At 69.6% G+C, this 26,835-nt stretch carries 27 protein-coding genes; 13 read left to right on the plus strand and 14 right to left on the minus strand.

Features of this window, described 5'->3' with window-relative positions; genetic code table 11:
• The first annotated feature begins 93 nt into the window (after positions 1–93).
• The gene (locus GGR66_RS06385; RefSeq protein WP_184447680.1) at positions 94–921 is read left to right on the plus strand and encodes a DUF3298 and DUF4163 domain-containing protein; all 828 of its coding nucleotides are present in this window, start codon (positions 94–96) and stop codon (positions 919–921) included.
• A gap of 137 nt (positions 922–1,058) precedes the next feature.
• The gene (locus GGR66_RS06390; protein ID WP_160970714.1) at positions 1,059–1,577 is read left to right on the plus strand and encodes a MarR family transcriptional regulator; all 519 of its coding nucleotides are present in this window, start codon (positions 1,059–1,061) and stop codon (positions 1,575–1,577) included.
• Positions 1,578–1,604: 27 nt separating this feature from the next.
• Here GGR66_RS06390 and GGR66_RS06395 read toward each other — a convergent pair whose 3' ends face one another.
• Both GGR66_RS06395 and GGR66_RS06400 read right to left on the minus strand, forming a co-directional pair.
• A complete protein-coding gene (locus GGR66_RS06395) occupies positions 1,605–2,387 on the minus strand; it encodes a hypothetical protein (protein ID WP_184447681.1) in 783 nt (260 codons plus the stop codon).
• Positions 2,384–2,917, minus strand: a complete 534-nt coding sequence (locus GGR66_RS06400; RefSeq protein WP_184447682.1) for an RNA polymerase sigma factor — start codon at positions 2,915–2,917, stop codon at positions 2,384–2,386. The genes GGR66_RS06395 and GGR66_RS06400 overlap by 4 nt, the downstream gene beginning before the upstream one ends.
• Positions 2,918–2,999: 82 nt before the next feature.
• Between GGR66_RS06400 and GGR66_RS06405 the strand changes: the two genes are divergently transcribed.
• A complete protein-coding gene (locus GGR66_RS06405; RefSeq protein ID WP_255421602.1) occupies positions 3,000–4,301 on the plus strand; it encodes a S8 family serine peptidase in 1,302 nt (433 codons plus the stop codon).
• Positions 4,302–4,405: 104 nt separating this feature from the next.
• The gene (locus tag GGR66_RS06410; protein ID WP_184447683.1) at positions 4,406–5,191 is read left to right on the plus strand and encodes a hypothetical protein; all 786 of its coding nucleotides are present in this window, start codon (positions 4,406–4,408) and stop codon (positions 5,189–5,191) included.
• A gap of 181 nt (positions 5,192–5,372) precedes the next feature.
• Here GGR66_RS06410 and GGR66_RS06415 read toward each other — a convergent pair whose 3' ends face one another.
• Positions 5,373–7,559 (minus strand): M3 family metallopeptidase, encoded by a 2,187-nt coding sequence (locus tag GGR66_RS06415; RefSeq protein WP_184447684.1) that lies wholly within the window; start codon positions 7,557–7,559, stop codon positions 5,373–5,375.
• Between the two features lie 320 nt (positions 7,560–7,879).
• Here GGR66_RS06415 and GGR66_RS06420 point away from each other — a divergent pair, with 320 nt between their 5' ends.
• Positions 7,880–8,371, plus strand: a complete 492-nt coding sequence (locus GGR66_RS06420) for a glutathione peroxidase (RefSeq protein WP_184447685.1) — start codon at positions 7,880–7,882, stop codon at positions 8,369–8,371.
• 196 nt (positions 8,372–8,567) lie between these two features.
• Here GGR66_RS06420 and GGR66_RS06425 read toward each other — a convergent pair whose 3' ends face one another.
• The 3 genes from GGR66_RS06425 to GGR66_RS06435 form a co-directional block, all read right to left on the minus strand.
• A complete protein-coding gene (locus GGR66_RS06425; protein WP_026143480.1) occupies positions 8,568–9,347 on the minus strand; it encodes a ferredoxin--NADP reductase in 780 nt (259 codons plus the stop codon).
• A gap of 103 nt (positions 9,348–9,450) precedes the next feature.
• On the minus strand, positions 9,451–9,849 hold the full coding sequence (locus tag GGR66_RS06430) for a hypothetical protein (RefSeq protein ID WP_184447686.1): 399 nt from the start codon (positions 9,847–9,849) through the stop codon (positions 9,451–9,453).
• Positions 9,850–9,874: 25 nt separating this feature from the next.
• Positions 9,875–11,758 carry an ABC transporter ATP-binding protein gene (locus GGR66_RS06435; protein ID WP_184447687.1) on the minus strand — a complete coding sequence of 628 codons (1,884 nt, stop codon included), beginning with the start codon at positions 11,756–11,758 and terminating at the stop codon, positions 9,875–9,877.
• A gap of 149 nt (positions 11,759–11,907) precedes the next feature.
• Between GGR66_RS06435 and GGR66_RS21140 the strand changes: the two genes are divergently transcribed.
• A complete protein-coding gene (locus GGR66_RS21140; RefSeq protein ID WP_255421603.1) occupies positions 11,908–12,045 on the plus strand; it encodes a hypothetical protein in 138 nt (45 codons plus the stop codon).
• On the plus strand, positions 12,018–12,167 hold the full coding sequence (locus GGR66_RS21145) for a hypothetical protein (protein ID WP_255421604.1): 150 nt from the start codon (positions 12,018–12,020) through the stop codon (positions 12,165–12,167). The genes GGR66_RS21140 and GGR66_RS21145 overlap by 28 nt, the downstream gene beginning before the upstream one ends.
• Positions 12,168–12,722: 555 nt before the next feature.
• Here GGR66_RS21145 and GGR66_RS06445 read toward each other — a convergent pair.
• The 3 genes from GGR66_RS06445 to GGR66_RS06455 form a co-directional block, all read right to left on the minus strand.
• Entirely contained in the window at positions 12,723–13,625 is a 903-nt protein-coding gene (locus GGR66_RS06445; protein ID WP_184447688.1) for an arginine deiminase-related protein, read from the minus strand.
• A 304-nt stretch (positions 13,626–13,929) separates the two neighbouring features.
• Positions 13,930–14,370 carry a carboxymuconolactone decarboxylase family protein gene (locus tag GGR66_RS06450; protein WP_184447689.1) on the minus strand — a complete coding sequence of 147 codons (441 nt, stop codon included), beginning with the start codon at positions 14,368–14,370 and terminating at the stop codon, positions 13,930–13,932.
• Between the two features lie 84 nt (positions 14,371–14,454).
• Complete coding sequence (locus tag GGR66_RS06455) at positions 14,455–15,333, minus strand: RNA polymerase sigma-70 factor (RefSeq protein ID WP_184447690.1); 879 nt, start codon at positions 15,331–15,333, stop codon at positions 14,455–14,457.
• Between the two features lie 101 nt (positions 15,334–15,434).
• On the opposite strand from GGR66_RS06455, the gene GGR66_RS06460 reads away from it, so the two are divergent.
• From GGR66_RS06460 to GGR66_RS06475, 4 genes are all read left to right on the plus strand, one after another.
• Positions 15,435–16,955, plus strand: coding sequence for a fumarate hydratase (locus GGR66_RS06460; RefSeq protein WP_184447691.1), 1,521 nt, complete (start codon positions 15,435–15,437; stop codon positions 16,953–16,955).
• A 109-nt stretch (positions 16,956–17,064) separates the two neighbouring features.
• Positions 17,065–17,700, plus strand: coding sequence for a glutathione S-transferase family protein (locus GGR66_RS06465; RefSeq protein ID WP_184447692.1), 636 nt, complete (start codon positions 17,065–17,067; stop codon positions 17,698–17,700).
• 361 nt (positions 17,701–18,061) lie between these two features.
• Positions 18,062–18,466, plus strand: coding sequence for a DUF2946 family protein (locus GGR66_RS06470; RefSeq protein WP_184447693.1), 405 nt, complete (start codon positions 18,062–18,064; stop codon positions 18,464–18,466).
• 35 nt (positions 18,467–18,501) lie between these two features.
• Positions 18,502–20,556, plus strand: coding sequence for a TonB-dependent copper receptor (locus GGR66_RS06475; protein WP_184447694.1), 2,055 nt, complete (start codon positions 18,502–18,504; stop codon positions 20,554–20,556).
• Between the two features lie 251 nt (positions 20,557–20,807).
• Here GGR66_RS06475 and GGR66_RS06480 read toward each other — a convergent pair whose 3' ends face one another.
• Both GGR66_RS06480 and GGR66_RS06485 read right to left on the minus strand, forming a co-directional pair.
• Positions 20,808–21,959: a phospholipase A gene (locus GGR66_RS06480; protein ID WP_153750421.1), complete on the minus strand. Its 1,152-nt coding sequence runs from the start codon at positions 21,957–21,959 to the stop codon at positions 20,808–20,810.
• Between the two features lie 142 nt (positions 21,960–22,101).
• Positions 22,102–22,587, minus strand: coding sequence for a DUF456 domain-containing protein (locus GGR66_RS06485; RefSeq protein ID WP_160969447.1), 486 nt, complete (start codon positions 22,585–22,587; stop codon positions 22,102–22,104).
• A gap of 238 nt (positions 22,588–22,825) precedes the next feature.
• On the opposite strand from GGR66_RS06485, the gene GGR66_RS06490 reads away from it, so the two are divergent.
• Positions 22,826–23,044: a cold-shock protein gene (locus tag GGR66_RS06490; RefSeq protein WP_184447695.1), complete on the plus strand. Its 219-nt coding sequence runs from the start codon at positions 22,826–22,828 to the stop codon at positions 23,042–23,044.
• A gap of 75 nt (positions 23,045–23,119) precedes the next feature.
• Here the strand turns inward: GGR66_RS06490 and GGR66_RS06495 are convergent, their stop codons facing one another.
• Both GGR66_RS06495 and GGR66_RS06500 read right to left on the minus strand, forming a co-directional pair.
• The gene (locus tag GGR66_RS06495) at positions 23,120–23,602 is read right to left on the minus strand and encodes a glycine zipper 2TM domain-containing protein (RefSeq protein ID WP_184447696.1); all 483 of its coding nucleotides are present in this window, start codon (positions 23,600–23,602) and stop codon (positions 23,120–23,122) included.
• A gap of 343 nt (positions 23,603–23,945) precedes the next feature.
• On the minus strand, positions 23,946–24,368 hold the full coding sequence (locus GGR66_RS06500) for a hypothetical protein (RefSeq protein WP_184447697.1): 423 nt from the start codon (positions 24,366–24,368) through the stop codon (positions 23,946–23,948).
• A gap of 139 nt (positions 24,369–24,507) precedes the next feature.
• Between GGR66_RS06500 and GGR66_RS06505 the strand changes: the two genes are divergently transcribed.
• Entirely contained in the window at positions 24,508–25,320 is an 813-nt protein-coding gene (locus GGR66_RS06505) for a tRNA threonylcarbamoyladenosine dehydratase (RefSeq protein ID WP_160969441.1), read from the plus strand.
• Positions 25,321–25,326: 6 nt separating this feature from the next.
• Here GGR66_RS06505 and GGR66_RS06510 read toward each other — a convergent pair whose 3' ends face one another.
• Entirely contained in the window at positions 25,327–26,733 is a 1,407-nt protein-coding gene (locus tag GGR66_RS06510; protein ID WP_184447698.1) for an EAL domain-containing protein, read from the minus strand.
• Positions 26,734–26,835: the final 102 nt, after the last annotated feature.

Below are 26,835 nucleotides of genomic sequence, written 5' to 3' on the forward strand. Positions count from 1 at the left end.
TCGCAACGGCGCGATAATGCGCGCCAATCCACAGATATCGCAGGAACAGGGGCAGTCGACGTGAGCAGGGCAGAGACGATGGGCAACGGGCGGATGGCATGGACGGCACTGGCGGTCGCGGCGGCGCTGGCACTGGCCGGCTGCAAACGCGAGGAACCGGCCGCCGCACCGGCGCCCGCCGCGGCACCGGCACAAAGCGAAGCCGCCGCGCCTGCGGAGCCGGCGCAGACCGCACCGCCGGAACTGAAGGACATCGTCGAACACAGCCCAAGCTATGTGGTCGGGATCACCTTCCCGCCGTCGATCAACCGTTATCCGGGATTGGCCGACGCGGCCAACCGCTATGCGCAGAGCGCGCGCAGCGAGCTGATGGAAGCGGTCGACGGCCTTGGCAACGATCGCCCGCGCGCGCCCTACGAACTGTCGCTGCAGTTCGAGATGCTGCTGGAGCGCCCGGACCTGGTCGCGCTGAGTGCCGACGGCAGCCGCTATACCGGCGGCGCCCACGGCGAGCCGCTGGTGGCGCGCTGGGTGTGGCTGCCGCAGCAGCAGCGCATGCTCACCGCCGAGACGCTGATCCCGGATGCGACGCACTGGAAGCAGGTGGCCGACTATGTCGCCGCGCAGCTGCGCCAGGCGGTGCAGACACGGGTCAATGCCGAGCAGGTGCCGCCGGAGGATCAGGACGAGCAGGTGCGTAGCGCCAGCAAGATGATCGCCGAGGGCACCGAGCCGCAGCCCGGCAATTTCAGCCAGTTCCAGCCGCTGGTCGACGCAGCGGGCAAGATCACCGCCTTGCGCTTCGTGTTCCCGCCGTACCAGGTGGGGCCGTATGCCGATGGCACGCAGACCGTGGACGTGCCGGCCAGCGTGCTGCGCGAGCTGGTGGCGCCGGAGTACGCGCCGCTGTTCGCCGCCTGAGAGGTCGCCACCGCGCCGGCGCACGACGGCGCATGGCGCATGGCGTGCACAGCGCGCCAGAACGCAACGCATGCCCTCGTCGTGGCGGGGCGCAATGGGTAGCATTGACCGCTTCCCCCACTTGCAATCGATTTCTCATGGGCAGTTTTGATCAGACCGAGCGGCGCGTGGCGCACACCTGCGCGCGCTATCCGGCCTTTCCGCGCGAGCCTGCCGTCCTGGTCCGGCTGGTCAAGCATCTGTACAAGCGCGTGCATGCCAATGCCAGCGGCATGCTCAAGGAATACGGCATCAGTCCGCCGGAATACGAGATCCTGATGATGCTGTACGGCACGCCCGAGCAGCGCATCACGCCCACCGAGGTGGCCGAGGCCGCCAGCGAGAAGCCGGCCAACATCACCCGTCTCACCGACAGCCTGTGCAGCAAGGGACTGCTGTCGCGCACTGCCAGTCCCGACGACCGGCGCAAGGTCGCACTGACCCTGCAGCCGGACGGCATCGCCCTGATCGAGCGGCTGCTGCCGGACGTCTGCGCGTTCCTGGACACGGAAACGGCGGCGCTGGATGCCGGCGAGCAGCAGCAGTTGGAGATGCTGCTGAAGAAGATGCTGGCCGGCATCGATGGCCTCGATGCCGCCGCCGAGCCGATGACCTAGGCCGCGCTGCCTGCGGGGCAGGGCCGCCTAGCGCCAGCCGCGCGCCCGCGCGCGCTGTTCGGCGTCGGCGTCCAGCGTCTCGCCGACGATGCGCGCATCCACCGCTTGCAGCACCGCGGCCGGCATCGGGCTGGCCGCCATGCGCATGCCGCTGCCATCGTGACTTTCGCTGGCGGGCACCAGCAGCTCCACCCGCCATGCGCCATCGCGCTGGCAGGCCAGGCCGGCGCTGGCGCTCGGCAGGGCGAAGGTGCGGCAGTAATGGCCGTCGCGATCGCGGAAGCTCAGGCCGATACGGACGCCGCCCTGGGGTTGGCCGGACAGCTGCTGCGCCAGTGCCTGCGCCAACACGCCCTCGGCGACGCCCCCCTGGGTTGCGGCGACCGTCGGGCGCGGCGCAGCGCCTTGCGGCAATTGCCGCTGCGCGATCCACAGCCCCAGCAGCAGCGCCGCCGCCAACGCCGCCGGCAGCGCCCAGCGGCGGCGTGCACGCGGCCGCAGTGGCGTCGGCCGGCTCGCATGCGCCGTCGCCTGGACGGGCGGGGGAGATGACGCAGCGACAGCAGCGTCCTGGTTGGGCGCTTCGGCCGGTCGCGCGCGCGCGGCGGCGAGCAGGCGCTCTGGCACCTCCTCGTCCAGCACCGGCGCGAAGCCGGCAAGCAACCGCGCCTGCAGGCTGCGCAGCCGCTGCAGGGCCTGCGCCAGTTGCGGGTCGGTGCGTAGCGCCGCTTCCACCTGGGCGGCCTGCGCCGCATCCAGTTCGCCGTCGGCGTAGGCCTGCAGGGTGAGTGCATCGATCGTGCTGTTCATGCGGTCGCCTCCAGTGACGCTTGCAGGGCTTCGCGACCGCGCGCGAGCCGGCTGGTGAGTGTGCCGAGCGGAATCTCCAGCACCGCCGCGGCGTCCTTGTAGGACAGGCCTTCGATCAGCACCAGCGCGATCGCCAGGCGTTGTTCCTCGGGCAGGCCGGCCATCGCCGCCTGCACCGCCATCCAGTCCTGCTGCCGCTCCAGCGGCGTGTCGCCGACGTGTTCGCCCTCGGCGGCATCGACGAACACCTGCCGCCGTCGCCGCTGCGCCCGTACCTCGTCGATCCAGGCGTGGCGAATGATGCCGTACAGCCAGTACTGCAACGGCGTCTCCGGCCGCCATTGTTCGGCGCGGCGCAGCGCGCGTTCGATCGCGATCTGCAGCAGGTCGTCGGCATCGTCGCGATGGCCGGCGACGGCACGCGCGAAGCGCCGCAGTTGCGGCAGCAGGGTACAGATGCCGTCGCCGACGGCGGCCGTGGGATCGGCGTGCATGTGGGGGATACGTTCGGCGGAGGCGTTTTCTTCCATGGGCGCGGCGCGGCGTTCACGGCATGTCGGAATGGCTGGATTAGTGTGGCACGCCAACAGGGGCGGGCGACGGAGCGGGGGCATGGCGACGGGCAGGCGAATGCGCTGGATGGCGGCGGCCTTGCTGGCGGTGGCGACACCGGCATTGGCGCAGCTGGCGCTGCCATCGGCGGGCGGACTGGTGCAGGACGTCACCCAGGGCGTGCACAGCGGCATGGATCGGTTGGGACAGTCGATGCAGGACGCGCGTGGCGATCTCGAGCGGCTGCGCCTGAAGCGCCTGCAGGCGCTGCTGCGCAGCGATCCGCGTGGGCTGGAGCGCGACGAGGGCGGCGCCGTGGTGATGCGCGGGCAGGTGGTGGCGCTGGAGCCGGACCCGGCCGCGTTGCAGGCGGCGCAGGCGGCCGGCTTCGCCGTGTTGGAGCAGCGCAGCTTCGGCGAATTCGGCCTGCGCCTGGTGGTGCTGCAGGTGCCGTCGGGCCTGTCCACGCGCCGCGCGTTGCAGCAATTACGCGAGCGCGATCCGCAGGGTGAGTACGACTACAACCACGTCTACAGCGGATCGGCAGCGACGCCACCGGTACCAGCACCTGCCAGCGCGTCCGCGGTACCGGCAGCCGCAAACGCTGCGGCTGGCGGATTCGTGGTCGGCCTGATCGACAGCGGCGTGGACGCGTCGCATCCGGCGCTGGCCGGCGTGCAGGTGCAGGCCTGGGGCTGCGGCGGGCAGGTGCGCGCGCAGCCGCACGGCACGGCGGTCGCCTCGCTGCTGGCCGGCCGCGCGGTGGCGCACGGGCCGTTCGCGCGCACGCTGTATGCGGCCGATATCTACTGCGGGCAGGCCGACGGCGGCACCGTGGTGGAGTTGGTCGGCGCGTTGGCGTGGATGGCGCAGCAGCAGGTGCCGGTGATCAATATCAGCCTGATCGGCGGTCCCAACCGCGCCTTGCAGCTCGCCGTGCAGCGCATGCTCGCGCGCGGCCATGTGCTGGTCGCAGCGGTGGGCAACGACGGCCCGGCGGCACCGCCGCTGTATCCGGCCGCTTATCCCGGAGTGATTGGCGTCACCGCGGTGGATGCGCGTGCGCGGGTGTTGCCGGAGGCCGGGCGAGGACCGCAGGTGGCCTTCGCCGCGGTCGGCGAATTGATCGCCGCGGCGCCGCAGGGCCGTTGGCAGACGCAGCGCGGCACGTCGTTCGCCGCGCCGCTGGTAGCGCGGCTGGCGGCGCAGGCGTTGCCGCAGCCGGATCCGCAGGCAGCCGCGCAGGTGCGTGCCCAGTTGCAGGCGCAGGCGCGCGATCTCGGTGCGCCTGGCGCCGATCCAGTGTACGGCGCCGGGCTGCTCGGCGCGGACCTGCCGCTGCAGCGCGCGCCGGGCGGCTGAACGCATTCTGTCTGCGCCCATCCCGGCCGGGATGTTCTGCGCCGTTCGACACGTAGGACCAGATGAGAGCCGCAGATGGCCTGCGGCGTCATGAGGAGAACGCGATGAACGGCAAGACTCTGTTGGCGAGCGCGGTGCTGGTGGCGACGGTGGCGCTGACCCCGGGCGTTGCCGGCGCGCAGGTGCTGGGCGGTGCGGGCAGCGTGGGCGGCGCCGTCAACGGCACGCTGGGCGGCCTGGGGGGCGGCAGCCTCGGCGGCAACGGAATGGGGGCAGGCCGCCTGGACGCCGGGGTTCCGCTGGATCGGGCGCGCAGCGGCATCGAGCAACAGTCGCAGCGTACGCGGATGGCGGCACAGCGGGCGGCGGCGCGTGGCGCGGCCACGGCGGACGGTGCCGCGCAGCGCGCGGGCACCGCGGTGAACGAGGGCCGGACGCTGGCCGGCAACGCTGCCGCCAGCGGCAATGCGGCGGCACGGAATACGGCCGGTAGCGCGATGGGCCAGGCCAATGCTGCGCTCGGCGCGGCGAGCAGCGGGGTCAATCCCGCTGCGGCGTTGTCCACGGCTGGCAATGCCGCTGGTGCAGTCGATGGCATGGCCGGTCACGGTGCGGGCGCGGCGAATGCCGCCGGCAATGGCGGTAGCAACGGTGCCGCCAGCGGTGCTGGTCTGCCCACGGTGCCGGCGCTGTCCGGGAGCGGCCATGCCACTGGCGCGGCCAGCGGCAGCGCGTCTCATAGCGCAGGCACGCGTGGCGGGTCGGTGTCGGGCCAGGCGGGTGCGGGCGGCCAGGGCGGTGCGCAGGCCGGCAACGGTCAGGCGCAGGGACAGGCCGGCGGCGCGGCCTCGTTGGGCGTCAGCGTCGATGCCTCCGGCAACGGCCAGTAGCCGCTTGCGGACTGCACGCGGCGCACTGCGTGTCGCCGCTGAAATAGCAGGCTGAAAAACACGACGCCCGGCTGAGCCGGGCGTCGTGCGTGTTGCGTCTTGCGGTTGGTCGCGGGTGTCTTCCGCCGCGATGTCGTCGCGAGGTGGCGGCACGGCCGCGTGGGCCATGCCGCGATGCGCCTCAGCGCGCGCTCGGCGTCGCCGCCGGCGTGGCGTTGAGGCCGCGCTTCTCCAGCAAGGGTTCGATCTGCGGTGCGTGCCCGGCGAAGTCCTGGAACAACTGCATCGCATCGACGCTGCCTCCGCGCGAGAGCAGTGTCTTGCGGAAGCGGTCGCCGTTGGCGCGGCTCAGCCCGCCGTGCTGCTTGAACCACTGCTGGGTGTTGGCATCCAGCACTTCGGACCAAATGTAGGCGTAGTAGCCGGCCGCGTAGCCGCCCATGATGTGGCTGAAATACGGCGTGCGGTACCGCGGCGGCACCGGCGCATAGGCGATGCCGTCGGCGGCCAGCGCCTTGGCCTCGAAATCCATCACGCCCGATGCCGGCGGCACCTGGCCGGCGCTGAGCTGGTGCCAGCGCTGGTCCAGCATCGCCGCGCCCAGGTACTCGGTGGTGGCAAAGCCCTGGTTGAACTTGGCGGTGGCCACCACCTTGTCCAGCAGCACCTGCGGCATCGGCGCGCCGCTCTGGTAGTGCTTGGCGTAGTGCTTGAGGATGGCCGGATCGTCGGCCCACATCTCGTTGACCTGCGAGGGGAACTCGACGAAGTCGCGCGGCACGCTGGTGCCGGAGAAGTACGGATACTTCACGTTCGAAAACATGCCGTGCAGCGCATGGCCGAACTCGTGGAACGCGGTGGTGACTTCGTCCCAGGTCAGCAGGGTCGGCTGGCCGGCCGGCGGCTTGGGGATGTTGAGGTGGTTGGCGACCACCGGCTTGTCGCCGGTCAGCGCCGACTGCGACACGTAGGAGCTCATCCACGCGCCGCCTCGCTTGGACTCGCGTGCGTACATGTCCGCGATGAAGATCGCCAACTGGCTGCCGTCGGCGTCGAACACGTCGTAGACCAGCACGTCGTCGCGGTAGGTGGGCAGGTCGGTGCGCTGCTTGAAGGTCAGCCCGTACTCCTGGTTGGCGGCGTAGAACACGCCATTTTCCAGCACGTTCTTCAGTTCGAAGTAGGGCTTGAGTTGGGCCTCGTCGAAGTCGTACTTGGCCTGGCGCACCTTCTCGGTGTAGTAGGCCCAGTCCCAGGCTTCGAGCTTGAAGCTGGGCTTGCCAGCGGCCTTCTGCTCCTGGTCGATCATCGCCTGCAGGTCGGCGGCCTCGCGCTTGGCGTTGGCCACCGCGGCCGGGGCCAGCTTGCCGAGCATGGCGTTGACCGCTTCGGGGGTCTTGGCGGTCTGGGTTTCCAGCGAGTAGGCGGCGTGGTTCGGGTACCCGAGCAGCTTGGCGCGGTCGGCGCGCAGGGTCATGATCCGCGACACCAGCGCGGTGTTGTCGTACGGGCCGCCGTGGCTGCCGCGCGACACCGAGGCTTCGTAGATCTTCTGTCGCAGCGCGCGGTCCTTGAGCTGGGCCAGCGGCGGCTGGCCGGTGGTGTTGAGCAGGGCGATCACGTACTTGCCGTCGAGCTTGCGAGCCTTGGCCGCTTCGGCGGCCGCGGCGATCTGCGCATCGGACAGGCCGTCGAGCTGCTTGACGTCGTCCACCACGACCGCGGCGGCGTTCACTTCGGCCAGCACGTTCTGGCTGAACTTGGTGCCCAGTTCGGCCAGTTCTGCGTTCATCGCCTTGAGCTTGGCCTTGTCGGCGTCGTTGAGCTTGGCGCCGTCGCGGACGAAGTCGCTTTGGTACTTCTCGATCAGGCGCACGCCCTCCGCGTCCAGGCCGAGCTGGTTGCGGGTGTCGTACAGGGTCTGGATGCGCGCGAACAGCTTGGGGTTGAGCGCGATCGCGTCGCGGTGCGCGGCCAGCTTGCCGGCGTACTCGGCCTGCAACTGCTTGCGGGTGTCGTTGGTGTCGGCACCGACCAGGTTGAAGAACACGGTGGTGGCGCGGTCCAGGACTTGCCCGCTCTTCTCCATCGCCACGATGGTGTTGTCGAAGGTCGGCTTGGCCTGTTGGTCGGCGATGGCCTGGATTTCCTTCAACTGCTGCGCCATGCCGGCGTCGAACGCGGGGGCGAAGTCGCTGTCCTTGATCTTGTCGAACTGCGGGTAGTGCAGCGGCAGCGGGCTTTCGGCGAAGAACGGGTTGGCCTGCGTGGCCGCCGTGGCGGCGGTGGGCGTGGTGGCCGGAGCGGCGTAGGCGGGCATGGCGAGTCCGAGCGTGGCGGCGAGGGCAAGGGCGAGGCGAGAGGTCATCAAGCGGTATCCGCAATCATGGTGATCGGGCAGGCTACCCCAGGCAAGCAGGCGTGGCCCGTGACGAAAGCCATGGGAGCGCTGCAGCATCGACGCTTGTTTCTCAGGGCTTTGCGGCATTTGGCGTGAACCTTGATGCAGTGCGCTCTCATGCGCGGCTGCGCCGGTGAAGGCGGTTGCATGGGTGGTGCGCCGGCAGTGTGTTGCCTTGTCTGCGCGAGCGCCTGCGATGCTGGCTTGCGCGTGTGGTCCGGCCTGCTGGCGACGCGTGCGGGCACCGCGTAGCATCGCGTCGACCCAGCGCCGCAGCACGAGGAGTCATGGACACGCCGACCACCGCCTACGCCTTCACCGCGACCACGCTGGACGGGCAGACGCAGCCGCTCGCCGAGTACACCGGCAAGGTGCTGCTGATCGTCAATGTCGCCTCCAAGTGCGGCTTCACGCCGCAGTACGCCGGGCTGCAGGCGCTGTGGCAGCGCTATCGCGAGCGCGGGCTGGTGGTGCTGGGCTTTCCCTGCGACCAGTTCGGCCACCAGGAACCGGGCGATGCCGCGGAGATCCGCCAGTTCTGTTCGCTCAGCTACGACGTCGATTTCCCGATGTTCGCCAAGGTGCAGGTCAACGGCGACGGCGCGCATCCGCTGTGGCGCTGGCTCAAGCAGCAGAAATCCGGGCTGCTCGGCATCGCCGCGATCAAGTGGAATTTCAGCAAGTTCCTGGTCGGCCGCGACGGCCAGGTGCTGGCGCGCTATGCGCCGACCGACAAGCCCGAAGCGCTGGCCGACGCTATCGAGCGGGCGCTGGGCTGACGATTCGACCGCAAACGCCCGGCGTGGTCCCGAATGCCGGGGTGGTTGCCTTGCCCACACACGATTTCGCCACTATTGCGCTTTGACCTGCCGCCATGTCGCTTATGCCGGTAGGAGCGGCTTCAGCCGCGATGCGCTTTACCGGTAAGCCTGTCGCGGCTGAAGCCGCTCCTACGACGGGAGACGCGCAGCGCCGTTACTTCTCGACGAACGCGCGCTCGAACACGTAGTGGCCCGGCGAGCCGATGCGCGGCGAGGCGACGAAGCCGCGGGCGTCCAGGGTGTGGCGCAGGTCGGCCAGCATCTGCGGGCTGCCGCAGATCATCGCGCGGTCGTGTTCCGGGTTCAGCGGCGGCAGGCCGAGGGTGCGCTGCATCTCGCCGCTCTCGAGCAACTCGGTGAGGCGGCCGCGGTTGCGGAAGTCCTCGCGGGTCACTGCCGGGTAGTACAGCAGCTTCTCGCGGATGGTCTCGCCGAGGAACTCGTGCTGCGGCAGTTCCTTCTCGAAGTAGTCGCGGTAGGCCAGGTCCTTCTCGAAGCGCACGCCGTGGGTGAGGATCACCTTGTCGAAGCGCTCGTAGGTTTCCGGGTCCTTGATCACCGACAGCCACGGCGCCAGGCCGGTGCCGGTGCCCAGCAGGTACAAATGGCGGCCGGGGTGCAGGTCGCTGATCAGCAGGGTGCCGGTGGGCTTCTTGCCGACCAGCACCGAATCGCCCGGCTTGATGTGCTGCAGGCGCGAGGTCAGCGGGCCGTCCGGCACCTTGATGCTGAAGAACTCCAGCTGCTCTTCCCAGTTGGCGCTGGCGATGGAGTAGGCGCGCAGCAGCGGCCGCGTCTCCGTCTCCAGGCCGATCATCACGAACTGGCCGTTGTCGAAGCGGAAGCCGTCGTTGCGGGTGGTGGTGAAGCTGAAGTAGTCCTCGGTCCAGTGGCGGACATCGAGCACCGTTTCGGGGCCAAAAGCGGAAGACATGCCGTTGATCGTGATGGGGAAGGAACGGCGGCCATTCTACCCCATGCCGGCTCAAATGAGATCAAATCTCATTTGAGGCCCGGTACCGATCACGCGATCCGGCTCACTTCTCGAACGAGACCTCGTAGGAAAGGTATAGCGGCGCCTGCGGCGGTGCCAGCAGCGGGCGCTGGCGCAGGAAACGTTCCAGGCACAGCGCCAGCGGGGTGGTGCCGTTGCGCCAGCTGGCGCCGACGCTGCCGTCGGCCTGCACCTGCACCACCACGGTGAACGGCGAGGTGTCCGGACGTGGCGTGGCGCAACTTGCCACGCCCTCGTCCAGCGCCGCGCGCTGCAGGGTCTGCAGGCGTTCCTGCATGGCCGCCGGCAGGCGGGCCTCGTCGCGGTCGGCCAGGGCCTTGGCCGCGGCGTAGTCGGAAGGCGCCGGCGTGTCCGCGGCGGGAGCGGCGAGTGCCGGGACGGCGAGGGCGACGGCGAACAGGCAGGACAGGGTGCGGAGCATGGCGGTGTCGGAAGGGGCGGACAGGCTAACGATACCCAGCGGCCTGCAGTTCGAACAGTTCCGCGTAGCGGCCGCCCTGCGCCATCAGTTCGTCGTGGGTGCCGCTGGCCTCGATCCGGCCATCGGCCAGGACCAGGATGCGGTCGGCCATGCGCACGCTGGAGAAGCGGTGCGAGATCAGCACCGCGGTGCGGTTGTCGGACAGTTCCTTGAAGCGCTGGAACACCTCGAACTCGCTGCGCGCATCCAGTGCGGCGGTCGGCTCGTCGAGGATCATCACCTGCGCGTCGCGCATGTAGGCGCGGGCGATGGCGATCTTCTGCCACTGCCCGCCCGACAGGTCCACGCCGGTCTTGAAGCGGCGCCCGATCACCTGCGCGTAGCCCTGCGGCAGGCCGTCGATCAGCTCGGCGGCCATCGCCCGTTGCGCGGCGGCGCGGATCCGCGCCGCGTCGTCCAGTGCCTCGACCTGGCCGACGCCGATGTTCTCGCCGGCGCTGAAGTGGTAGCGCACGAAATCCTGGAAAATCACCCCCAGGTTGGCGCGCAGGTCGTCCAGGTCGTAGTCGCGCAGGTCGCGCCCGTCGAGCAGAATGCGGCCCTCGTCCGGGTCGTACAGCCGCGCCAGCAGCTTGACCAGGGTGGTCTTGCCGGCGCCGTTCTCGCCGACCAGGGCCAGCACCTCGCCGGCGCGCAGCGCGAAATCCAGGTGCCGCACCGCCCACTGCTCGGCGTCCGGGTAGCGAAAGCCGACGTTCTCGAACACGAAGCCCTGCACGATCGGCCGCGGTACCGGCACCGCGCCCGGACGGCTGCGGATCTCCGGGACGATGCGGAAGAACGAATACAGGTCGTCCAGGTACAGCGCCTGCCCGGCCACCTGCGAAAAGCCGATCAGCAGCCCTTCCAGCAACTGCCGCAGGCGCAGAAAGCTGCCGGCCAGGAAGGTCAGGTCGCCGATGCTGAAATCGCCGCGCACGGTGCGCCAGGCGATGTAGCCATAGGCGCCGTAGTAGCCCAGCGTGCCCAGCGCCGCCAGCACGGTGCCCCACAGCATGCGCTTGCGCGCCAGCGCGCGGTTGGCCTGGAAATAGCGGTCGGCCAGGGCCCGGTAGCGGGTGATCAGGAAGTTGTGCAGGTTGAAGATCTTCACTTCCTTGGCGGTCTCGACGCTGGCGCCGAGCTGGCGCAGGTAGTCGAGCTGGCGGCGTTCGGCCGTCCACTGGAAGTTGAGCGAGTAGCCCAGCGCGTTGAAGTGCGCCTCGCCGATGAAGGCCGGCACCAGCGCCACCGCCAGCAGGGCGATGAGCCACGGCGCGTACACCAGCAGGCCGACCGCGAAGCTGGCCACGGTGATCGCATCCTGCACCTGGCCGAACAACTGGCTCATCAGGTTCATGCGGCCCATGGTCTGGCGCCGCGCGCGGTCCAGCCGGTCCTGTTGTTCCGGGTCCTCGAAATCCTCCAGGTCCAGCTGGGCGGCATGCTCCATCAACTGCACGCTGGTGGTGTTGTTGAACAGCTCCGACAACAGCGTGTCGGCATAGCTGACCAACCGCCCGAGCAGGTCCGAGGCGATCGCCAGCGCCAGTTCCAGGCCCAGCAGTTCCAGCAGCCGGTTCAGGCGGCCGCTGGCCAGGGCCTGGCCCAGCGAGTCGAACCCGGGCGATTGCCCGACCAGGTGGATGGCCTCGTCGATGATCAGCTTGCCCACGTACAGCGAGGCCACCGGCAATAGCGCCCGGATCACGCGCAGGCCGATGCTGCTGAGGGTCAGCCAGCGGCTGGTCTGCCAGATCTGGCGCAGGAACGGCGGCAGGTTGCGCATTGCGTCGAAGCGCTCGCGCAGGCTTGGGCCGGTGCCGGGCGCGGTGCGGGCGCCGCCATGAGTAGGGGAGGAAGATGCCATCGGCGCATTGTGCCGGGGGCGGGCGTGCGCGGGGAGTGTGGACTGCGCCGGGGTGGAGGCTGCACCGGCGCTGACGCCGGTGGCTGGCGCGCGATGTCTGGAGACGAGGAGTGGCTTGGCATCGTGGATGTCCAGCCAAGGCTGTTGCCATGTCCGATCCTGCCGCGCCTGCATTCGCCCGCCTGCGTGCGCACATGCCGTCGTGGCGCGAACTGCTGGGCTGCACGATTTTCGCCTTGGTGGCCACCGCGCTGCTGCTGTGGGCAACGCCGCCGTGTTGGTGTTGACGCTGTCGTATGTCGCTTTCGCGATCGGCTACAGCCTGTTTCGCTTGTTCGGTGGGCGCGGCGGCGTCGACCTCGAACAGTTGTGGCGCGATGTGCTCGATGCGGTGCTCGGTCTGTGCTGATGCGGTGTTGGTGGAAGCAGGTCTGTCCGGCGCGACGGCCGGGTCATGCGTCGGCCCGTACCCTCACCCCAACCCCTCTCCCGGTGGGAGAGGGGCTAGCGCTTCCCTTCTCCCTGCGGGAGAAGGTGCCCCGAAGGGGCGGATGAGGGTACGGGTGAAGCCTCGAAATGCTTGCTGCCGCCAGACGTTCCATGGCGGTCGTACCCTCACCCCAACCCCTCTCCGGGTGGGAGAGGGGCTAGCGCTTCCCTTCTCCCTGCGGGAGAAGGTGCCCCGAAGGGGCGGATGAGGGTACGGGCGAAGCCTCGAAATGCTTGCTGCCGCCAGGCGCTCCGTGGCGGCCGTACCCTCACCCCAACCCCTCTCCCGGTGGGAGAGGGGCTAGCGCTTCCCTTCTCCCTGCGGGAGAAGGTGCCCCGCAGGGGCGGATGAGGGTACGGGCGAAGCTTCGAATACTTGCTGCCGCCAGGAGTTCCATGGCGGTCGTACCCTCACCCCAATCCCTCTCCCGGTGGGAGAGGGGCTGATTCTGCGTCTCACGGGAGCATCTTTGGCTTATTCGTCCAGCCGTAGCGTCAGGCATTTGGCGGCGCCGCCGGCCTTGAGGAATTCGTCCAGCGGGGTCTGCACCACGCGGTAGCCGATCGCGGCCAGCGCGGCGCATAGCGTGGGCGAGGCGCGGTTGAGCAGCAGGGTGTCGTCCAGGTCCACCGCGTTGCAGGCGAAGGCGAGGGCGTCGGCTTCGCCCACGGCGATGCGCCGCGAGGCCGGGATGTGCTGGGCGATCGCCTGCTGCGCGTCGGCGTCGAACGCGGCCGGGTAGTACAGCAGGTAGCCGTCGCGCAGCGGGCAGAAGCAGGTATCCAGGTGATAGAAGCGCGCGTCGACCAGGCGCAGCGGCACGACTTCGATGTCCAGCAGGTCGGTCAGTTCGTGCGCGGCGGCCAGGTCGCTGCGGTGGCCGTGGCCCATCCACAGCCGGCGTGCGCCGCGGTCCAGCAGTGCGTCGCCGGCGCCTTCGAAATACACCTGCTCCGGCAGTTCGCGGATGCGCAGCCCGGCCTGGCGACACCAGGCGGTGAACAAGGCTTCCTCGCCACGGCGTTCGGCGTGGCGGAAGCGGCTGGGTACGAAGCGGTCGCCAAGCACCAGGCCGGCGTTGGCGCTGAACACCATGTCCGGCAGCCCCGGGGCGGCGGCGATGCAGTCGACGCGCGCTCCTGCCGCCTCGGCGGCTGCAACCAGCGCGTTCCACTGCGCCTGCGCCCGCTCGCGGCTGGCGGCGTGGACGTTGCCTTCCATCCAGGGGTTGATCACGTAGTCCACCGCGAAGTGCTGCGGCGCGCACATCAGCAGGCGGTGGCCATGGCTGGCGGCGCTGCGGAACTGCGGCTCGGGGGAGGCGAGGGCCAGGTCGGTCTCGTCGGCCAGGCCGCCAGAAAGGACGTTCTCGATCATGCGCGCACTCCGCGTCGGGGATGCGCGCCACGCTAGCGGCGCCGTGTTGCGAGGACATGTCGGTGGACTGGTGGCGGGATTGGGGATTCGGAATTCGGGATTCGTGCAAGCAGAACCGCGCACGCTGCGGGCCTGCTGGCGTTGGCGTGCGTGGTCGTGGTCCAGCGGCGAGCAACCGGGAGTTTTGAAACGCCACGCATCCTTGCCGACTACGCCATCCTGCCCCCGATTCCCGATTCCCGATTCCCGATTCCCGATTCCCCAATCCCCAATCCCCAATCCCCAATCCCGGCGCGCAGCGCCTTTACGGCAGCGCCGGCTGCAGACCCACGCCCAGCCGGTTCCAGGCGTTGATCACCGCCACGGCCATGGTCAGGGCGCTGATCCCGGCCGGATCGAACTGCGCCACCAGCGCGTCGTAGACGGCCTGCGGCGGCGCGCCGGCGGGCAGCGTGGTCAGCGCTTCGGCCCAGTCCAGCGCGGCGCGCTCGCGTGCGTCGAAGAAGCGGCTGTCGCGCCAGGCGGCGAGGGTGTCGAGCTTGCGTGGTTCGGTGCCGGCGCTGCGCAGGGCGGTGGCATGCATGTCGATGCAGTAGGCGCAGCCGTTGAGCTGGGAGACGCGCAGGAACACCAGTTCGGTGAGGGCGCTGCCAAGCACGCCATCGTGCACGTGCTGGCTGGCGGTCAGTAGGGCACGGAACGCTTCGGGTTCGTGGCGGGTGTAGTCGATGCGATGGAAGTGCATGGTGGGTCGCTCATGGCGGCCACCGTGGCCGCCTTCCCCTCCAGGACGCGGCTGCGCGCGCCGATGTGACAGCGCCGCCGCAGGTCAGTCGCGGACGGTTGCAGGCCCCGTCGGGGCCGGCAGCTTGTCCGGGTTCATCAGGGTCAGCACCTCGGCGATGCGCTCGCCGTCGATGACCAGCAGCGTCGCCGAATGCAGCCGCGGCCCCAGGAAGCGCAGGATCGCCGGTTCGCCGTTGACCGTGCCGATCCGCGTCTGCAGGCCCAGATCGCGCCGCGCCAGCGCCCAGTACAGCCGGCCGATGCGCTCGGCGCCGTGCAAAGGGCGCAGGCTGGCGGTGACCTTGCCGCCGCCGTCGGAGCGCAACTGCGCGTCGGCATGCAGCAAGGCGGCGATGGCGGCGCGGTCGCCGCGCTGCGAGGCGTGCAGGAAGCGCTCCAGCAACTGGCGGTGGCGCTCGGGGGTGACCACGAAGCGCGCCTGGCCCTGGCCGAGCCGCTCGCGCGCCCGGTGCACCAGTTGCCGGCAGCCGGCCTCGCTGCGTTCCAGGGCGCGGCCGATCTGCGCGTAGTCGTAGTCGAACGCCTCCTTCAGCAGGAACGCCGCGCGCTCGTGCGGGTTCAGCCGCTCCAGCAACGCCAGGAACGCCACCGACACCTGTTCGGCGCGGTCGTGGCGCTCGGCCGGGTCGGCGTCGTCGGCGATCTCCAGCGGCTCGGGCAGCCACGGGCCGACGTAGTGGACGCGGGCGCTGCGCGCCGCGCGCAGGCGGTCCAGGCCGAGCCGGGTGGTGGCGGTCACCAGCCAGGCTTCGGGGTCGCGGATCGCGCCGCGGTCGCTGGCCTGCCAGCGCAGCCAGGCGTCCTGCACGGTGTCCTCGGCGTCGGCGCGGCTGCCGAGCAGGCGGTAGGCCAGGCCGAACAGCCTGGCGCGGTGGGATTCGAAGGTCGGATCGTGGGTCATGACGACCAGGACGGAACAGGGCGTGCCGGCGTGACACCGGGCGGGGCCGCCACTTTGCCCTAAAATGGGCGGGTTTCCCCCCGCCAGCCGCAGAGCCAGCCGTGACCTCGATCAAGCAGGAAGACCTCATCCAGTCCGTCGCCGACGCGCTGCAGTACATCAGCTACTACCACCCGGTCGACTACATCAAGAACCTGTCCGCGGCCTACGAGCGCGAGCAGTCGCCGGCGGCCAAGGACGCCATCGCGCAGATCCTGATCAACTCGCGGATGTGCGCCGAGGGCCACCGGCCGATCTGCCAGGACACCGGCATCGTCACCGTGTTCCTCGAGATCGGCATGAACGTGCGCTGGGACGACGCCACCATGGGCGTGGAGGACATGGTCAACGAGGGCGTGCGCCGCGCCTACAACCATCCGGACAACAAGCTGCGCGCCTCGGTGCTGGCCGACCCGGCCGGCAAGCGCCAGAACACCAAGGACAACACCCCGGCGGTGGTCAACGTGAAGGTCGTCCCCGGCGACACGGTGGACGTCATCGTCGCGGCCAAGGGCGGCGGCTCGGAGGCCAAGAGCAAGTTCGCCATGCTCAACCCGTCCGATTCCATCGTCGACTGGGTACTCAAGACCGTGCCGACCATGGGCGCCGGCTGGTGCCCGCCGGGCATGCTCGGCATCGGCATCGGCGGCACCGCCGAGAAGGCGATGCTGTTGGCCAAGGAAGCGCTGATGGAGCCGATCGACATCGTCGACCTGCAGGCCCGCGGCGCGTCCAATCGTGCCGAGGAATTGCGCCTGGAGCTGTACGAGAAGGTCAACGCGCTGGGCATCGGCGCGCAGGGCCTGGGCGGCCTGACCACGGTGCTGGACATCAAGGTCAAGGACTACCCGACCCACGCCGCCAACCTGCCGGTGGCGCTGATCCCCAACTGCGCGGCCACCCGCCATGCGCACTTCACCCTGGACGGCAGCGGCGCGGTGATGCTGGATCCGCCCTCGCTGGAAGACTGGCCCAAGCTGACCTACAACCCGACCAATGCGCGCCGGGTGAACCTGGACACCATCACCCGCGAGGAAGTGGCCAGCTTCAAGCCGGGCGAGACGATCCTGCTCAACGGCAAGCTGCTGACCGGCCGCGACGCCGCGCACAAGCGCATGATCGACATGCTCAACCGCGGCGAGACGCTGCCGGTGGACTTCACCAACCGCTTCATCTACTACGTCGGCCCGGTCGATCCGGTGCGCGACGAAGTGGTCGGCCCGGCCGGCCCCACCACCGCCACGCGCATGGACAAGTTCACCCGGCAGATGCTGGAGCAGACCGGCCTGCTGGGCATGGTCGGCAAGTCCGAGCGCGGCGACGCGGCGATCGCCGCGATCCGCGACAACAAGGCGGTGTACCTGATGGCGGTCGGCGGCTCGGCCTACCTGGTGTCCAAGGCGATCAAGGCCAGCAGGGTGCTGGCCTTCGAAGACCTGGGCATGGAGGCGATCTACGAGTTCGAGGTCAAGGACATGCCGGTGACCGTGGCGGTCGACTCGAGCGGCGAGTCGGTGCACAAGACCGGCCCGCGCGAGTGGCAGGCGCGCATCGGCAAGATCCCGGTGGTGGTCGAGGCCTGATCGGCCGTACCGCGAACGCCGGCGAGGACGCCGGCGTTCTGCGCGACGCTGGCGGCGCGCCGGCGTCGCGGCAATAATCGGCGCTGGTTCCGCCTCCGGGGAAAGCGTCGTGTCCATCGTGCTTTACGGCTCGCCCAGTACCGCCTCATTCGTCGTGCATTGGTTGTTGATCGAACTGCAGGTCGATTTCGAACTGCGCATGCTCGATTTCGAGCGCCAGGAGCAGAAACGCCCCGAGTACCTGGCGATCAACCCGCAGGGGAGGGTGCCGACCCTGGTCTTGGACGGGCAGGTGCTGACCGAATCGGTCGCCATCGCCATGCACCTGGCCGACCTCTATCCGCACGCCGGCCTGGCGCCGCCGCCCGGCACCCCCGAGCGCGCGGCCTACTACCGCTGGATGCTGTTCGGCGCCTACACCCTGATGCCGGCCTACCGCGACTGGTTCTATCCCGACGAACCGGCCGGCGCCGACAACGCCGAGCGCGTGCGCGCCAGTGCCCGCACATTCCTGGAAAAGGCCTGGGACGAGGTGGCCACGCACCTGGAGCAGGGCGGCCCCTACCTGCTGGGCGAGCACTGCAGCGCCGCCGACTTCGTGCTGGTCATGCTGATGCGCTGGTCGCGCAACATGCCACGGCCCACCGACAGCTGGCCGGCGCTGAAGGCCCTCGCCGAGCGGATGAAGGCGCGCCCAGCGTTCCACGAGGCCTATCGGCGGGAAGGCATTACCGACTGGGTGTGAGCAGGGTGCGGGTGCGCTGATCGGAAGCGACGGCGGCTGCATTGCCTGGCGTCGGCTGTCGGGTTTTTCCGGCAGTTTTCTGCGGCAACGAAACAGCGCTCGCGGGAGCTGCGCAAGCGGTTTCGTCTTGCGCTCTACGTTGGAGTCGAACCAACGACGCGTGGATCAACCGGCACGTGCGCCGACCGCTCTCGTGGTTTGCCGTGCTTACGGAGGCATCGCGCGTCGCTGAGCAGCGCGCGGCCGTCCCCATCCTGCGTCACGTTGTCGCACCCGGCACCGCGGTCGGCTCGCTGTCGGTGCTGCCGCCTAGAATGACGCGGTGTCCGCCCTCCGTGCTCCTGCCCGACTGCGCCGCCTGATGCGTTGGCCCGCCTTGCTGGCCGCGCTGTTGCTGGTGGTCGCGCCGGTGGCCAGCCGGTTGCTGGAGGCCGCAAGCCTGCCGGTGCCGATGTGCACGGCGGCCGGGTTGCAGGCCGCTGCGGACGTGCTGCCGCAGCACGCTGCCGTCCACGCTGGTCATGACGACGCGTCGGGCGCACAGCGCGACCATGGCCCGGACCATGCCGCCTGCGACTACTGCCTGCTCGCCGCACGGCTGCTGCCGTGGCTGGCGATCGTCCTGCTGCTGGCCGCGTCGCTGCCGGCGCCGAGGGCCACCACGCTGCTGCGCCATCGTGTCCATGCCGCCGTGCGCTGGCGCGCGCACGCCGCACGCGGGCCGCCAGTTGTTCTCCAGAACGCTCTCCTGTTTCCGGTGCGCTAGGCGCGCCGGCGCCGTTCTTTTCTGGAGTTCACCTCATGCCTCAGTTCCTGCCGTCGCCCGCGCGGGCGGCGTTGTCGTGCTGCATCCTCGCGAGCCTGTTTCCCGTCGCCGGCCATGCCGAGACGCCCGATGCCACCACCCTCGACCGGATGCAGGTGACCGCCACCGCGCCGGTCGCGCCGCTGACCTGGACGGTCGATCCGAAGCTGCCGCGGCAGCCGGTGCCGGCCAGCGATGGCGCCGACTATCTGAAGACCGTGCCGGGCTTCGCCGCGATCCGCAACGGTGGCACCAACGGCGATCCGGTGCTGCGCGGCATGTTCGGCTCGCGGCTCAACGTGCTCAGCAACGACGGCACCCTGGTCGGGGCCTGCCCGGCGCGCATGGACAACGCCTTGTCCTACATCGCCCCGGAAACCTTCGACCGGCTCACCATCGTCAAGGGCCCGCAGACCGTGCGCTGGGGACCCGGCGCCTCCGCCGGCACCGTGCGCTTCGAGCGCGACACCCCGCATTACGCCGCGCCCACGCTGGAAGGCGAAGCCAGCGCGCTGGTCGGCTCCTGGAACCGCAACGACCAGACCCTCGACCTGCGCGGCGGCAACCGCAGCGGCTACGCCCGCGTGGACGCCAACCGCTCCGAGTCCGGCGACTACCGCGACGGCGATGACGCGGTGGTGCCGTCGCGCTGGCGCAAGTGGAATGCCGACGCAGCGGTCGGCTGGACCCCGGATCCGGACACCGTGCTGGAACTCTCCGCCGGCACCGGTGACGGTCTGGCCCGCTACGCGGGGCGCAGCATGGACGGCGTCCAGTTCCGCCGCCGAAGCTATGCCGCGCGCTTCGAGCGCACCGATCTGCCCGGCGCCTGGGAAGCGCTGCGCGGCAATGCCTATGTCAACGACGCCGACCACGTCATGGACAACTACACGCTGCGCCGGCCCAACCCGCAGTCGGCGATGCCGATGCCGATGGCCTCCAACGTGGACCGGCGCACCAGCGGCGGGCGCGTGGAATCGGAGTGGCGCTGGGAGCAGATCGTGGTCCAGGCCGGCGTCGATACCCAGCACAGCCGCCACCGCGACCGCAGCGCCAGCGGCGAGGGCGTGTACCGGAGCCTGCCGTGGCGCACCGACGCGCGGTTCGACAACCTCGGTGCCTTTACCGAAGCCACCTTCGGTGCCGGCACGGCGCAGCGCTGGATCGCCGGCCTGCGCCTGGACCGCGCGCAGGTCGAGGACACCCGCCGCAGCGTCGGCACGATGGGCATGCCCAATCCCACCGCCGGGCAGACGCGCAGCGAAGACCTGGGCAGCGGCTTCCTGCGCGTGGAACGCAACCTCTCGGCCGACACCGTCTGGTATGCCGGCCTCGGCCGCAGCGCACGCATGCCGGACTACTGGGAACTGTTCTCGGCCGACATGGGCCCGATGGGCGCGGCCAATGCGTTCGCCGGGCTGCGTCCCGAGCGCACCACCCAGCTCGACCTCGGCCTGCAGTACCGTGGCGCGACCGTGCAGAGCTGGATCTCCGCCTATGCCGGGCGGGTGCAGGACTTCATCCTGTTCACCTACGCCGACGGCGGCATGATGGGCACTACCACCCGTGTCGACAACGTCGACGCGCGCATTGCCGGCGCCGAGGCGGGAGTGGACTGGCAGCCGCGGCAGGGTCTGACCCTCGGCGGCACGCTGGCCTATGCCTGGGGCGAGAACCGCAGCGACGGCACGCCGTTGCCGCAGATGCCGCCGCTGGAATCGCGGCTACGGCTGGAGTGGGAAGGGCAGCGCTGGTCGGCTGGGGCGCTGCTGCGCGCGGTCGCGCGACAGGGACGGGTGGCGTTGGACCAGGGCAATGTGGTCGGCCGCGACCTCGGCCGCAGTGCCGGCTTCGCCACGCTGGGGCTGAGCGGTGGCTACCGGGTGAGCGCGGCGTTGCGGCTGAGCGCCGGCATCGACAACGTGTTCGACCGGCGCTACAGCGAACATCTCAACCTCGCCGGCAGCGCCGACTTCGGCTTTCCGGCCGATCCGGTGCGCATTGCCGAACCGGGCCGCAACCTGTGGTTGAAGGGCAACTACCGGTTCTGAGCGATCGGCGATCGGTGGGCGCGGTCGCATGGCGACTGCGCCGCCATCGGGGTAGGGCGCTTATGTGCGCCCAGGCACAACGCATGCAGCTCTCATCGAGGCGGCGCCGCATACGAAAAACTTCAACGCTGCCTGCGTCCGTCGTGACTGCAGCAATCCAGACGTCCGCGGGTCGCGCGCGGAATGCGCGACCAGCACACGCGACGCCCGCCAGTCGGGCGCCGCGCGTGCCGCTCAGGCGTGACGTCGGCTCAGAACCATTCCAGCAGCGAGATGCCGACGCCGACGTAGGTGGCGCGGTGGTTGTAGTCGATCATGCTCTCGCCGTAGCCGTCGAACACCTGTACATGGCCGCGCAGCAGGTTGCTGATCGGGAAGCCCCAGTCCAGCTGCACCGCGCCGTGCGAACGGTCGCCGCCGCGCAGCGAGTGCCGCGCCATCAGCGCCACTTCGTGGCCGTTGCGGTTGTAGATCAGGGTCGCGTCGCCACGGCCCATGTAGTCCTCGATGTCCGGGTTGTTATCCTGCTTGCGGCTCTCCGGGATGCGGTACCAGGGGCGCAGCACCAGCGCCCAGTTGTCGCGGTCCAGGCCGATGTTGAGCATCGCCCGGTTCCAACTGCGCGACAGCGGATCGCTGCGGCCGTTGGACTGGTGGGTCAGCTGGATGCCGGTCATCCGTCCCTTCCAGCCGAACAGGCTGTAGTTGTTGCGGAACACCAGCATCAGTTCCGGCTCGTAGTTGGTCTCGCGGAACGGGCGCGACTGCTCCGAGTTGTAGACCTGCCAGCGCGAGCTCTGGGTGTAGGCACCCCACAGGTCGCCGTTGTCGCCGAAGATGTTCTCCACGATCTTGGTCTTGAAGCTCAGCTGGAACTTCGCCTCCACGCTGTCCAGCGGTTCGGCGGTGGTCACCGTGTTGACCGGGTTCGGCGAGGACGGCAGCTCGTTCTTCTTGCTGGTCCAGAACGCCGGCAGCAGGTACACCGGCTTGTAGGCGCGCAGCTGGAAGGTGCCCAGCTTGGAGTCCTTGGCCAGTTCCCAGCGGCTATCCAGCAGCGAACCCTTGCCGGCATTGGCGATGGTGCTGTCGTAGCGGTCCTGCTTGAAGATCGCGGCGGCGCGCTGGCGGGTGCGCTCGGCGACGCCGGCATCCTCCGGCACGCTGGCGTCCAGCTGTTGCTTCTGGCGTTCGCTGGCGGCCTGCGCGGCGGCATCGGCCGCCTGCGGGTCGGCGGTCCGGCGCGACAGCGCCTGGTCGTAGCAGGCCAGGCGGGCGGCGTCGCTGGAGATGGCCACGCAGGCTTCCGGCGAGGCGGGGGTGGGCAGGACTTCCTGCGCATGTGCAAGCGGCACGGCCGCGATCGACAGCAGTAACAGGGGGCGGACCTGGCGGTGGGACATGCGGTTCTCGCTGCAACGGGCGGCGCGGGCGGGTGGTGCGCTGCCGGGGTGAATGGCCGGCAGCGAAAATACAGGAAGTGACGACAATAGGGTCATCACGCGTTCATGCTGTCGCCGCGACGCCGTCTTCAGGCAGGCGCCTTCAGAGCAGCCAGGCCACCGCGAACACCGCGAGCATCGCCAGCGCCAGCCCGAGTTTGGCGGCGGTGCCCAGCACGATCCCCAGCCAGGTGCCGACGCCGACCCGGGTCGCCTGGCGCAGTTCGCGGCCGTGCCAGTACTCCCCGGCGAGGGCGCCGACGAAGGGGCCGACGAACAGCCCGATCGGCATGAAGAACATGCCGGCGATCCCGCCCAGCACCGATCCCCACAGCGCCTTGCGGCTGGCGCCGACGCGCTGCGCGCCGAACGCGGTGGCCAGCAGGTCGACCAGCAGCGACAGCGCGGTGAGCACGCCCAGCACGGTCAGCGTCGGCCAGCCGAGGCGTTGGAAGCCATCGGCCCAGGCCGCCAGCAGCATCCCGGCGAACATCAGCGGCGTGCCGGGCAGGGCCGGCAGCAGCACCCCCGCCAGCCCGACCAGCACCAGCAGCCCGGCGCACAGGTAATAGATGAACGCAGGGTCCACGTGGCTCACCGCGGGGGAGATTTGGGGGTTGACAGATGGGGTCTTTTTGCTGATTGCATTTTCATTTTGACCGGGGTAAGTTGCAGCCGCTGCGTTTGCAAAGGTCACCGTGAATCGTGGCCTGATGCGGTAGATCCATCGATCCGCTACATCGTTATACCTCGCTTCCTCCTTGCAACCAGCCGCCGCCCCCACGGCGTACCCACCCCTGAGACGAGTTCCAAGGAGTAAGTCCATCATGAACGGCACTGGCAATCGCGAAAACGGCACCGTGAAGTGGTTCAACGATGCCAAGGGTTTCGGTTTCATCAGCCGCGAAAACGGCGAGGACGTGTTCGTGCACTTCCGGGCCATCCAGACCCAGGGCTTCAAGAGCCTGAAGGAAGGCCAGAAGGTCAGCTTCACCGTGGTGCAGGGCCAGAAGGGCCTGCAGGCCGACGCGGTGCAGCCCATCTGAGGATTGCCGCGCGATGTGGCGCGCAGCAAAAAGGCCCGCATTGCGGGCCTTTTTGCGTTTTCAGGGGATACCGGATCAGCGCGGCACGACGCGCCCGTTGACCACGCGCACGTAGGTGTTCTCGCGCACCCCGGCCAGGTCGCGCTGGTTGACCACGATCACCCGGCCATCGTCCATCTGCACGTGCACGTCGTAGGTGTCGCTGGTGACGTTCTTCTGGATCTCGTTGCCGGCGAGCGCGCCGGCTGCCGCGCCGGCCACGGCGGACACGTTCTGGTTGCCCTTGCTGCCGCCGGTGTGGTCGGAAATCTCGTGGCCGGCGACCGCGCCGACGATGCCGCCCAGGATCGCGCCGGTCGCCGATGGCGCAGTGCGCCCGGACGCCACGGTGTCGATGCGGGTGACGATGCCGCAGTCGGCGCAGCGCGTCTGGGTGTAACCACCGCGCGCCGGCTGGCTGTAGCCGCCGCCGTACCCGCCGCCATAGCCGGGGGACGTGGCGCAGCCTGCCAGCGCCAGGGTCGCCACGGCAGCGGTGACCATCAATTGGATCTTCATGGGTGCTCTCCTCAAACAGTGATGGAGCGCGGCGGCAGCGCCGCGTTCGCACGCATCCTGTCCACCCCTGCGTGAATGCAACGCCAACCCTGGCGGGTGCCGTTCAGCCTCGCGGCGGCTGGCGTCAGCGCCAATTCATCCACACGCACGGGTGTGGATCAGCACAAAAACCGGCCCGCAGGCACCGAGAGGGGTAACGGCGGGACAGCCTGAGCATCTGCCGGCGGATGATGGGAACAGCACGATGCCACGTCGCCAGCAAGGCACACCGGGTTTTATCGACACGGGCCACGCCACTTCGGCGAAACCCGCATGACCGGTCGGTGCCGATCCCGCCGGAGCCTCAGCGGAAATCGCGATGGCAGGCGTCGCAGCGTTCGTCGATCTGCTGGCGTGCCTGCGCCAGCGCGGCGCAGTCGGCCGGCGGTTGTGCCAGCGCCGCGTCCACGCCGGTGCGTAGCGCATCGGCGTGCTCGCGAAAGCGGCTGTCGTCGGCCAGGTCGGGGAATGCCGTGCCCAGCTCGTCGCCGAGCAGGCGCAACGTGCGCAGCCGCGCCTGCGGCCCCGCGCCGCTGCATTGCCGATGCGCGGTGTCGCGTTCGAGCAGCGCCAGTTGCTTGCCCATGACCTGCATCAGGCTGCGTGGGAACGGATCCTGCCGCGCCTGCACCGCACGCAGTGCCATCACCGTCAGCACCAGGCCGAGCAGCAGCCCGGCCAGCAACACGAACAGATAGCGGGACGCGGAGGCGGGCGGCTTGGCCATGGCAGGCATGCGCAGCGGGATGGAGCGCCGATGGTACGCCTGCGGCGACGCGTCGCGCGCGGGCGCTCAGGCCACTGCGCAAATCCCCAATCCCCAATCCCCAATCCCGGCTCCACCGGCAATCCCCTAAAATGGGCGGATGAACGAACAATGGCGCGAGCGCTTCGCCGGCATCGACCGGCTCTACGGGCAAGGCACGATCGAGCGGCTGGCGCACTGCCGGGTGGCGGTGGTGGGCATGGGCGGGGTCGGCTCGTGGGTCGTCGAGGCCTTGGCGCGCTCGGCGGTCGGGCATCTGACCCTGATCGACGCCGACGACATCTGTGTGTCCAACACCAACCGGCAGCTGCCGGCGCTGGCCGGGCAGTACGGACGCAACAAGGCGGTGGCGATGGCCGAGCGCTGCGTAGCGATCAATCCGCAGATCGAGGCGCTCGCGGTCGAAGCGTTCCTGACGCCGACCAACATCGCCGAACTGCTCGATGCCGGCTTCGACCTGGTGATCGACGCCTGCGACAGCTTCCGGGTCAAGGTCGAGACCATCGCCTGGTGCCGGCGGCGCAAGCTGCCGCTGCTGACGGTGGGCTCGGCCGGCGGACGCACCGATCCGACCCTGGTGCGGATCCGCGACGTGTCGCGCACCGAGCACGACGCGATGCTGGCGCTGATCCGCAAGAAGCTGCGCAGCGAATTCAACTTCCCCAAGAACCCGCAGCGCTACTTCGGCGTGCCGGCGGTGTACTCGCTGGAGAACGTGCGCTATCCGCAGGCCGACGGCAGCGTCTGCGGACTGCGCCCAGTGTTGGGTCCGGATGCCGCCTTGAACCTGGACTGCGGCGCCGGGCTGGGCGCCGCCACGCACATCACCGGGGCCTTCGCCTTCGCCGCGGTCGGCAAGGCGCTGGAGATGCTGTTGAAGCGCGCCGCGGCGCGCGAGGCGGCGGCCGCCTGACGCCTGCTAGGTCGGCGCCGTCGCGCCGGTCGCCAGGTTGCGCTCGGTGGCCGCCTGCAGGACGGCCAGCCGTTCCAGGTCCTGCGCCGGCTGCGGCCGGCCGAACAGGAAGCCCTGGAAGTGCCGGCAGCCCATCGCCGAGAGCATCTCGCACTGCTGCGCCTCCTCGATGCCTTCGGCGAGCGCGACCATGCCCATCACCTCGGAGATCTCCACGATCTTGGCCAGCAGGCGCCGCGAGGACTCGTCGGCCTTGGCGTCGTTGACGAACTGCCGGTCGATCTTGAGTTTGGTGACCGGCAAGGTCCGGAGCATCGCCAGCGACGAGAAGCCGGTGCCGAAGTCGTCCAGCGCCCAGCCGATGCCGAATGCCTTGAGTTCGTGCATCTTGGTGCGCACTCCGGCGGTGTCCACGTACAGCGCCGACTCGGTCAGTTCGAATTCCAGCGATGCCGGCGCCACGCCCTCGCTGCTGATCACCTGCTTCACCGAGGCCACGAAGTTGGGATCGAGCAACTGCACCGGGCTGACGTTCACCGCCACCACCAGCGCATGCAGGTCCGGCTCCTGCGACCAGCGCCGCAGCGTGCGGCAGACCTGACGCAGCACTTCCAGCCCCACTTCGCGGATCAACTGGCTCTCTTCGGCCAGCGGGATGAACTTGTCCGGGGTCAGCAACCTGCCGCTGGGATGGCGCCAGCGCACCAGCGCCTCGGCGCCGAGCATGCGGCCGTTCGCGTTGACCTGCGGCTGGTACAGCACCTCGATCTCGCCGTTGCCGACCGCACGCGACAGTTCCCGCTCCAGCGAAATGCGCGCGTTCACGTCGTTGCGGTAGATGTGCAGGATCGCCGCCAGCAGGCCGGCGGCGCAGGCAAGGTTGGAGATCGCGCCGAGCCGGCGCATCCCCAGCGGCGGCGAGGACGCCGGCGCCAGCCAGTCCAGTTCGCCCGAGCCGAACGCGACGAAGGCGCCCAGGCAGGCCATCGGGAACACCAGTGCGCGGTAGCGGCGGCTGCGGTCGAACACGAACAGCGCGCCGGCCGCCAACGGCAGGAAGAAGGTGTGCACCGAGCGCGGCACCGTGCCGATCGGCGCGTCGATGATCGAGATCACCAGTACCACGACGAAGATGCCGTGCGCCACCAGCGACAGCGAGGCCTCGTCGCAATGGCGGCGACGGCCGAGCGCGAGCAGCCCGACCGCAGTCAGTCCGACGAAGGCGAATGCCAGTTCTGGCCGCCCGTAGTACAGGTAGCACACGGTCCAGAAGGTGCCGAGTGTGGTGCACGAGACCCCGGCCAGGGTCAGGGTGCTGCGCATCTTGCGGCTGCGATTGCTGTCGCGGAACTTCAGGGAGACCCAGCTTTCGCCGTTGGAGGCGTGTTTTTCCGAATTCGCGACGCTTTTCATCGTCGCAGCGCCCGCCTATGCGCCGTCGTTGCTCGCACCGGAACGTCGGCGAAGCACGCGATCGCACACGTGCGCGGCGCGCTGTGGAGAAGCGGGTAGGGG

Source organism: Xanthomonas sp. 3498 (assembly GCF_014199795.1).
Taxonomy (GTDB): Bacteria; Pseudomonadota; Gammaproteobacteria; order Xanthomonadales; family Xanthomonadaceae; genus Xanthomonas_A; species Xanthomonas_A rydalmerensis.

Coding starts and splice junctions, on each gene's coding strand:
- GGR66_RS06385 (WP_184447680.1), top strand. CDS start 94: ATGGCATGGACGGCACTGGCGGTCGCGGCGGCGCTGGCACTGGCCGGC.
- GGR66_RS06390 (WP_160970714.1), top strand. CDS start 1,059: ATGGGCAGTTTTGATCAGACCGAGCGGCGCGTGGCGCACACCTGCGCG.
- GGR66_RS06395 (WP_184447681.1), bottom strand. CDS start 2,387: ATGAACAGCACGATCGATGCACTCACCCTGCAGGCCTACGCCGACGGC.
- GGR66_RS06400 (WP_184447682.1), bottom strand. CDS start 2,917: ATGGAAGAAAACGCCTCCGCCGAACGTATCCCCCACATGCACGCCGAT.
- GGR66_RS06405 (WP_255421602.1), top strand. CDS start 3,000: ATGGCGACGGGCAGGCGAATGCGCTGGATGGCGGCGGCCTTGCTGGCG.
- GGR66_RS06410 (WP_184447683.1), top strand. CDS start 4,406: ATGAACGGCAAGACTCTGTTGGCGAGCGCGGTGCTGGTGGCGACGGTG.
- GGR66_RS06415 (WP_184447684.1), bottom strand. CDS start 7,559: ATGACCTCTCGCCTCGCCCTTGCCCTCGCCGCCACGCTCGGACTCGCC.
- GGR66_RS06420 (WP_184447685.1), top strand. CDS start 7,880: ATGGACACGCCGACCACCGCCTACGCCTTCACCGCGACCACGCTGGAC.
- GGR66_RS06425 (WP_026143480.1), bottom strand. CDS start 9,347: ATGTCTTCCGCTTTTGGCCCCGAAACGGTGCTCGATGTCCGCCACTGG.
- GGR66_RS06430 (WP_184447686.1), bottom strand. CDS start 9,849: ATGCTCCGCACCCTGTCCTGCCTGTTCGCCGTCGCCCTCGCCGTCCCG.
- GGR66_RS06435 (WP_184447687.1), bottom strand. CDS start 11,758: ATGGCATCTTCCTCCCCTACTCATGGCGGCGCCCGCACCGCGCCCGGC.
- GGR66_RS21140 (WP_255421603.1), top strand. CDS start 11,908: ATGTCCGATCCTGCCGCGCCTGCATTCGCCCGCCTGCGTGCGCACATG.
- GGR66_RS06445 (WP_184447688.1), bottom strand. CDS start 13,625: ATGATCGAGAACGTCCTTTCTGGCGGCCTGGCCGACGAGACCGACCTG.
- GGR66_RS06450 (WP_184447689.1), bottom strand. CDS start 14,370: ATGCACTTCCATCGCATCGACTACACCCGCCACGAACCCGAAGCGTTC.
- GGR66_RS06455 (WP_184447690.1), bottom strand. CDS start 15,333: ATGACCCACGATCCGACCTTCGAATCCCACCGCGCCAGGCTGTTCGGC.
- GGR66_RS06470 (WP_184447693.1), top strand. CDS start 18,062: ATGCGTTGGCCCGCCTTGCTGGCCGCGCTGTTGCTGGTGGTCGCGCCG.
- GGR66_RS06475 (WP_184447694.1), top strand. CDS start 18,502: ATGCCTCAGTTCCTGCCGTCGCCCGCGCGGGCGGCGTTGTCGTGCTGC.
- GGR66_RS06480 (WP_153750421.1), bottom strand. CDS start 21,959: ATGTCCCACCGCCAGGTCCGCCCCCTGTTACTGCTGTCGATCGCGGCC.
- GGR66_RS06490 (WP_184447695.1), top strand. CDS start 22,826: ATGAACGGCACTGGCAATCGCGAAAACGGCACCGTGAAGTGGTTCAAC.
- GGR66_RS06495 (WP_184447696.1), bottom strand. CDS start 23,602: ATGAAGATCCAATTGATGGTCACCGCTGCCGTGGCGACCCTGGCGCTG.
- GGR66_RS06500 (WP_184447697.1), bottom strand. CDS start 24,368: ATGGCCAAGCCGCCCGCCTCCGCGTCCCGCTATCTGTTCGTGTTGCTG.
- GGR66_RS06505 (WP_160969441.1), top strand. CDS start 24,508: ATGAACGAACAATGGCGCGAGCGCTTCGCCGGCATCGACCGGCTCTAC.
- GGR66_RS06510 (WP_184447698.1), bottom strand. CDS start 26,733: ATGAAAAGCGTCGCGAATTCGGAAAAACACGCCTCCAACGGCGAAAGC.